The sequence below is a fragment of the Tsukamurella sp. DT100 genome, from assembly GCF_049844855.1.
In the GTDB taxonomy this organism is placed as follows: domain Bacteria; phylum Actinomycetota; class Actinomycetes; order Mycobacteriales; family Mycobacteriaceae; genus Tsukamurella.
The window spans coordinates 26,352-33,658 of sequence record NZ_JBNCLV010000017.1 but is presented as its reverse complement, the minus strand read 5'-3'; the positions used below and the strand labels follow the sequence as shown (position 1 = coordinate 33,658).

Sequence of the window (7,307 nt, the reverse complement as noted above, 5' to 3'; positions counted from 1 at the left end):
TATCGCTGGCCTCTGCTTCACTGACGGACGTGTTGCGACGACCACTAGAAGCCACCCGGCTGAAAGTTGATCAGCTGTCGGGTCGTTGGTCGCGATCCTTGCAGAGTAGCTCCCGGCGGGATCGGGTATGCGCATGCGGGGCCTCCCGCACGTCGTTGCCCGCGGCCACCAGCGCACGGGCAAGACCCGCGCCATAGAAGCGGTGCACTCCGTCGCGAACACCGCCACCAGCTCGAACATCGCAGCCCACGCCATCAACTGCGCCCAGCCCCTGGTCGACGCGACGAACCTCGCAGTCCGCGAGACGCTCGCCGTACAGCGCCAGGCCCCGGCGTGATGCGTGTCTTTACGGGTGTCCTCACCGACCACGACCGGCTCACGCTCATCGCGCTCTTGAACTTCGCTGGGGATAGATGTCACCGTAGAAGAGTCTCTCTCACTCACCCACGTACATACGGGTGCGGTGCTGGATAGCTGAAGCTGGCGGGCCAGGCGGACATACGAGTGATTGCGAGTGCGGTCGCCGCTCAGCAGTGTGTGGTTCGCTGCGGCCCAGTCGTATCCGGTCGCGGTGAGGTCGGTGATCGTGGCAGCGAGACCGTCAGAGTCGGCGAGATTGTCGGGCGTCCATCAGGAGAACGCAGTCGTCGTCGCTGAAGTGTCTCGAGAACAGGGCGCGGTTGCGAGCTGCTGCGGCACCGCCGTGCTCGCTCTGGGTGAACGCGATCGCGCGGCCTGCAGACGCAGATCGGCGTCTGCGTGGTCGCCGGGACCATCCCAGACCACAATCCGCTCCACACGCGGCTCAGGGTGGCGGGCGTCGAATGGCGGGTGAGGCCGCGCCCTAGGCGGATGCGTAGCCGTCGGCGCCGCCGACGAACACGTACAGCGGATCACCACCGGTGTCGGCGATGCCCTGTTCACGAAGCTCACCCTTGACGGTCTTGAACGTGGAGGTCACCTCCAGGCTTGGCACGATTCGCACGTACAACGGCATCGCATATGCGGGCAGACGATCTCGGAGCCCGGACGCCAATGCAGCGCCATTGAACGCACAGCCCTGCGACAGTGTGATTGCGGCCATACCAGCCTTGCCATCGGCTCCCGGAACCGCGATGCCGTAGACGATCGCATCCTCCACCTGGTCCAACTGTGAGAGCGCCCCCTGCACCTCCGTCGTAGCGACGTTCTCGCCCTTCCAGCGGAAGGTATCCCCCAGCCGGTCAACGAAGGCTATGTGGAACAGCCCCTGATCGGTAACCACGTCACCCGTGTTGAGCCAGACATCGCCAGACTTGAAGCCGTCACGGATCAGCTTGGAGTCGTTGGCCCTGCTGTCGGTGTAGCCGTCGAATGGGGCCGACTTGGTGATCTTGGTGAGCAGCAGGCCGTTCTCGCCGCGACGCACTCGCCGTACCCGGCCCTCGCCGTCGCGCAGCGGCGCTGCGGTGTCGATGTCGTACTCCACCACCGCATGCGGCAGCGGGCACAGCCCGACGGTACCCTGGACGTTGAAGAGATTGACGAACGCAACGTTCAACTCGCTGGCTCCGTAGAATTCGACGATTCGCCGGATGTTGAAGCGGTCCTGGAATGCTCTCCAGATCTCCGGCCGCATACCGTTACCGACGATCGCGCGAATGCCGTTCGACCGATCGCTGGCCTTCAGCGGCTGATTCAGTAGATAGCGGCAGATCTCACCGATGTATACGAACATCGTGGCTGAATTCTCAGTTGCCTCTTCCCAGAACCCTCTCGCCGAGAACTTGCGTCCCACCGCCAGAGTGGCGCCCGCGGCCAATACCGAACCGAGCGCCACGACCGCGGCGTTGCTGTGGTAGAGCGGAAGCGGGCAGAACATCACGTCTCCGGCACGCATGCGCACGGCCCCGACTCCGAAGCCGAACATCCCCATGACCCAGCGGTAGTGCGTCACAATGGATGCCTTCGGCATCCCTGTGGTTCCCGATGTGAAAACGTAGAACGCACGAGTCGAAGCTGGCAATGTCGCGGTCACCATTGGGTTCTCGATCGCCCACGAATCTCGGATACGGAGATCCTTTGCCTGCTGGGCCAGCTGGTCGACGGTGAGTATTACCCCGTCGTCGGGGCGGTCCGCGGCGTCGAGCGACTCGAAGGCCTCGAGGTCCTCCGCGCCCACGATGATAGTGCCCGTGTCGAGGATGCCGAGGCTGTGCCCGAGCACGGCGCCGCGCTGGTTGTAGTTCACCAGGCCGGCGGTGGCGCCGACCTTGACGATCGCCAGCATCACCAGCACCATCTGCGGGTGGTTGTGCATGACGACGCCGACCACGTCGCCCAACTTCACGCCGCGCTGGAGCAGCACGCGCGCATAGCTGTTCACCGTGGCGTTCGCCTCGCCGTAGCTGATGCCCTCGCCGTGGAAGCGCAGGAAGTCGCGCGACGGGTTCCGCGCCGCGCGTTCCTGGAACACCGACCCGATCGTCACCTTGCTGTTCTGCGTACGCAGCAGGACCGACGGTCCCTGTCGCAGTAACAGCGGCAGGTCCGGCACTAGCGATGTGGCGCTCCGCAACGCATCCGGCACCACGGACGCCGCGCCCGTAACCAGATCCGGGACACTCACCGTAACCCCGGTACGCCGGCCGCCCGGGCTCACCGGCTCACTCCAAGTAGCCGACGGACCCGCGGTGCGCGAGACGCCCTGAACGCCAGTTCGATCGTTGGTGCACCGAAGCCAGCGTTCGTAAGGACACAGAGAGGTGACGGGCTGGCGCGGCATAGCAGGTACACGCCGAAGGCCTCCGGACGCACGAGCACCCTTCCCAGATCAAGTCGCACGGCGAGCTCGATCCTGCAGACGACCAGACCTGGGCCAGCGACAATTCGGAGATTTCGCACGATCTCCGTCGCCGCATCGACGACAACCGAGCGGTCCGACGCCTCCTCCTCGGTCTGCGCCGAGTGGATGGCCGTGGCGAAGAGATTCGCTTGATCACTCCAGGACAGATCGTCGATACGCCGATCCCATGCGGCGTGAGTTCCGCACGGACGCAGTCTCCGAGCATCTTCACCGCGCACTTCGTCATCGAGTGGGACGCGAGGTTCGGCAGCGCGACGAACGCTGCTGCGGATACGACGTTGACGGCGTGCCCCCGCTTGCCAGCATCGACCATGTACTGAGCGAACAAACGGGTGCCGTGCACCACGCCGAGCAAGTTGATGCCGACGCATCCTGTCCTTCGTCGTGCAGGAGGGCGAGCTCACCGTCAGCGGTGTGTAGGCCGCCACCGACGCGACGGTGATAATCTGGTCCCGAATCCTGTTGTCCCGCATGTAGGCGACCGCCATCCGCAACCCTGTGACCACGCCGCGAGCACTGACCGCGACCAGGCCCCCGTTCTGCGCGCTGTGATCGAGGAACGCGCCCGCTGTAGTGTAACCGGCATTGTTCACCACAACGCGAGGAACACCAAACCGCTTGACTACCTCTCTGAACACGATCTCCCAGCGCTCGGGATCGGTCAGGACGAGGTCGCACTCCCACGACCGTCCGCCCGAAGACCGAATCGACTCGGCTGTCGCCGCGGCCGTACCGCGATCACGGTCGGTAACGATGACCACCGCCCCCCGGCCCCCAAACCGCCTGGCCGTCGCCTGACCGATTCCGTTTCCCGCCCCCGTGATGAACACGCCGTTACCTGACACGACCTCATTGCCCCCACGGTTCGCCAGAGTTGATGACTATGCCGAAATTTTAGCAGACTGATACCTCAATCGTGAAAATTGCGACGGAGCGAACAACTTGCGACGACCACGCACCGGCCACCACGACCTCGCTTGCTGTGACGGCGACCGTGATCAACGCCAGCGGCGTCGACAAGGCGTTGGGTTGAAGTTGGCGCACCCATGTAAGCCGGACATGGGCCCGCCGCACGAGTCGAAATCGGCACCTTCCGGTTCATCATAGCTCCGAGAACGGATGGGCGATCCTCCAGTCGACCACAGCTATCAGGCCTAAGAGGGACGGGCCCCTTCCCGTCAAGCGACACGTGTCTTTCGCCCGCTCGTTGGTGATGAGAGTTCTGAAACCGCCCGTCTATCAGCGGCGTACAGATTCACGCATCAACCCCGTTGAGCGAGCGAATCACCGCAGCGTCGATTCCGCGACGCTGCTGCCCCAATCGCGGAGCCAACTGAACGTCTGACGCCCACGGTCGACACCCAGTCCGATGTGCGTCGCGAGCTGCCGGCGGCCGAGCATCCATGATGCACTACAGGTGCACACCCACAGACGCGAGCAGCTTACGGCTGGCCTAGAGGCCACTCCGAGTCCCGCGACACAAGGCGATGCAATTGGATGTCGGACATCTCCCCGGGGCGCTGGCCCACAAGCTGCTGCACAGCAGACCATTCGACGACGGTGTGTGCGACCTCCGCAACCGAACTCAGCACCCGAACCAATTCCTCTGGCGCTCCGCAAACACCCCCGATGTTCGCGACCTCGTCGACGCTCGGCAATCCGAGCGCGATGGCAGTCAGACAACACGCGGCTGACACCGGGTCCTGGGGCAGCGCGGGTACCACAGCAACACGGTTTCGGGCATCAAGGGCCAGAATTACAATGCCGTCGTCGGAGCCACGAAGGACATGGAGGGTGTTCGGAACAAATCCGTCGGGCAATTGCCGGGGCACGTGAAAACCTACCAGCGAGCCGCTTCTCAGTACCGGGAACCTCGGTGGGTCCGGACTCGTCGACCAAACCCACTCCGTTGACGAAGCCGCGCGAGGCTCCGTAGCAACCAAGTTCTCGGCTACCGCCGCCCTCATCCATGTGTCGGGTAGACGCGCCTCTATGAGGCCGATCTGAAGCGCTGCTCGAAGGGTTGCCGCCTGGTGGTCCACCGATAACACTGCTAGATCGACCACTACAGGCGCGATCGTCTCTTGGGTACCATACGCTGCCGCCAATGAACGGCACAAAGCGCGCGGGACATGAGGTTCTACGAACAGCCACGCCAGAGCCTCAAAGAGGTACTGCCTCGACGCCACCTCCTCTAACTCCGGGGATCTCTCTTCGATCGACAGCGCCGGCGGCACGTATGGGCGCACCCATGGCCAGGCAGGCTGGACATCTTCGCGCAGTGCGACATCCCACAGCGTATTACCCGCCGCGCAGAGTCCCTCGATCAGGGAATTGACTTCGTCGGCAGCAACTCGATATCGCCCAGCGCTCACGTCCGCGACCACTTCACGGAGCTGCTGCCGCACCGAGTAGGCGCACTCTGCTCTAGGCGGCACGTCGATCGAGACCGCTTGCCCGACAAGTGGGTCCCACTTCGCCATTGCCGCCGATGTCGCGTATCCGGTCGGCCATAAGGGTAGCGAATGACCGATAATCTCAGCAATGAGCTCCGCCGCGGTGCTCTCGACTGGTAAAGAGCTGTACGCCGCGCCGTACGAGGGCACGTCAACTGTCAGGACGTATGCCCCGCCTGGTCCAACATCGAGCAGCACGATACCGCCCGCACGACGATCTGAGTAGCCCAACTCTGCGAGCCGCCTACCCGATAGCCTGCCACCGTGCGACAACGACGGGGCCTCGTTCAGTCCGCCGCCATAGTCGACACCGACACAGACCGTTAAGACCCGTTCTAACCGATAGACCTTCGCCGCATCCACGTGCGGTCGATAACGCATGAGTGCGTAGGTCGCCCTGCCGGCGTCCACCGTGATGAACTCCGTGCGTTCGAACTTCCACCGCTGAACCTGACGCCGATGGGGAGGATCGAAGACTGGAAGCGCACCCACAGGGGCACACCCGCGATCGACGGCCCAGCGCAATAGATCGTCACGCCACCATCGAAGCAGGCCGACACCCGGATGCACAGCCGACACTGGAAAACCTGAGCTATCCTTGCGTTTCAGTTCGCGAAGCTGCCGCACTGTCAGCCTTAGGACTGTTCGGACGTCCCTCGCCCCAACCAGAGCAGGGAGATTCCAGAATGTTGCCGCCCCGAGAGACCTCATGGCTAGATTCTGGTACACAACCTCCGATTGCGACACGTTTGGATGAAATTTTAACCTAGAGGTTCAGGTTGCCCGCTACCGTGAACCGGGGGGCGACTCTCGCGCAGGGCCCGAAGAAGTTCCGGATCCACGAGATGACGCTTGACGAAGTGACTGCGCCGCGCAGATATCGACTACGACAACAGGCCCGGCCCAGGAGGACCACGGGGAAGTCGGCCGCGCAGCGAGAGGCGAACGAGCGAATCCGATTGTTAGGGTGGGAGAATGAAGTCCTGCGAAGAGCGGCTGCGCATCTGTCGCAGGCGAATCTACCGGGAAGGGCTTTACCCGCTCGTAAGAGAGCTCGCCGCCGACAGACCTCACACTGATGCACAGACGGGTGACATCTAGTCTGGCCTGCCCGTGGAGATGGCCATAGTGCCTAAGCCGCATCCGCAGGAGCGCGTCGACGAAACATGTTGGCTCCGCATATCGGGTCGCCGCCGAACGGACGAACGCCCTGTTCGACGCGCACCGCGATGAACCGGATCTCGGGTGGAGGTTCCTCGGCGATGCGGCTGTAGCCGCTGGTCAACCTATGAGTGAGCAGACGGCGTGCCGGATCTGCTGCGCCAAAGGCGGATGGTCGAGCCGCGGGAAGAAGCGCGGACGGAACGGGAGGTGCCCGGTCCTCCAGCGCACGAGGACCTGATCGAAACGCAATTTCACCGACGAGGCAAGCTCAATCTGTGGACGATCAAAGACGCCCGCTTCGGCGAGCTCATCAGATACACTATCGACTCCCACATGCAGTCTCGCCTCGCCTTGAACGCGCTCAGCCAGGCGGTCATCGTCCGCCGAGGCAGTGATGCACATCGCCGCATTGTTCACTCCGACAAACCCTCTCAGTCCCGGTTTGCACGTTCGCATCGGCGTTGAACCGGTACAGCCTGCTCGGGGCGATGGGCAGCGTCGGGCGGCCGGGGACAAACGCGGCATCAGCTCGTTCTTCGCACTTCTGCGGCGCAACGCTCTCTACCGGCAGCGATCGAACACCCGCGAGCAGCTGAGGACAGAGGTAGCCACCTGGATCGACCGCGGCCCTCTCCCACCCTAGTGGGGGCGGCTTGAGGGCCCAGTAGGGCACCGTGACGGGAGCGAACTTGGCAACGTCGACGCCGGCAGGCCCGCCTGAGCCAGTTGATGCCATCCCATACGGGACGATCATCAATACAGCCGCGTCAGCGACATAACACCGCACCTGTCACGTACCGGTGCACCAGTTCCGAATGCTATTCATTGGTCGAGGGCAGGCA

At 63.6% G+C, this 7,307-nt stretch carries 5 protein-coding genes and 1 pseudogene; 2 read left to right on the top strand and 4 right to left on the bottom strand.

The genetic code is table 11. From position 1 onward, the window contains the following. Positions 1-133 precede the first annotated feature (133 nt). Entirely contained in the window at positions 134-337 is a 204-nt protein-coding gene (locus ACLQ3K_RS25655) for a hypothetical protein (protein WP_326482305.1), read from the top strand. 507 nt (positions 338-844) lie between these two features. Here ACLQ3K_RS25655 and ACLQ3K_RS25650 read toward each other — a convergent pair. From ACLQ3K_RS25650 to ACLQ3K_RS25635, 4 genes and pseudogenes are all read right to left on the bottom strand, one after another. Then, a complete protein-coding gene (locus ACLQ3K_RS25650; protein WP_326482377.1) occupies positions 845-2,572 on the bottom strand; it encodes a long-chain-acyl-CoA synthetase in 1,728 nt (575 codons plus the stop codon). Positions 2,573-2,645: 73 nt separating this feature from the next. Continuing rightward, positions 2,646-3,206 carry an SDR family NAD(P)-dependent oxidoreductase gene (locus ACLQ3K_RS25645; RefSeq protein ID WP_426002172.1) on the bottom strand — a complete coding sequence of 187 codons (561 nt, stop codon included), beginning with the start codon at positions 3,204-3,206 and terminating at the stop codon, positions 2,646-2,648. 166 nt (positions 3,207-3,372) lie between these two features. Continuing rightward, a pseudogene (locus tag ACLQ3K_RS25640) lies at positions 3,373-3,675 on the bottom strand (SDR family NAD(P)-dependent oxidoreductase); the annotation flags it as partial. A 612-nt stretch (positions 3,676-4,287) separates the two neighbouring features. Further along, positions 4,288-5,664 carry a hypothetical protein gene (locus ACLQ3K_RS25635; protein WP_326482307.1) on the bottom strand — a complete coding sequence of 459 codons (1,377 nt, stop codon included), beginning with the start codon at positions 5,662-5,664 and terminating at the stop codon, positions 4,288-4,290. Between the two features lie 942 nt (positions 5,665-6,606). Here ACLQ3K_RS25635 and ACLQ3K_RS25630 point away from each other — a divergent pair. Next, a complete protein-coding gene (locus ACLQ3K_RS25630) occupies positions 6,607-6,930 on the top strand; it encodes a hypothetical protein (protein ID WP_426002170.1) in 324 nt (107 codons plus the stop codon). Positions 6,931-7,307: the final 377 nt, after the last annotated feature.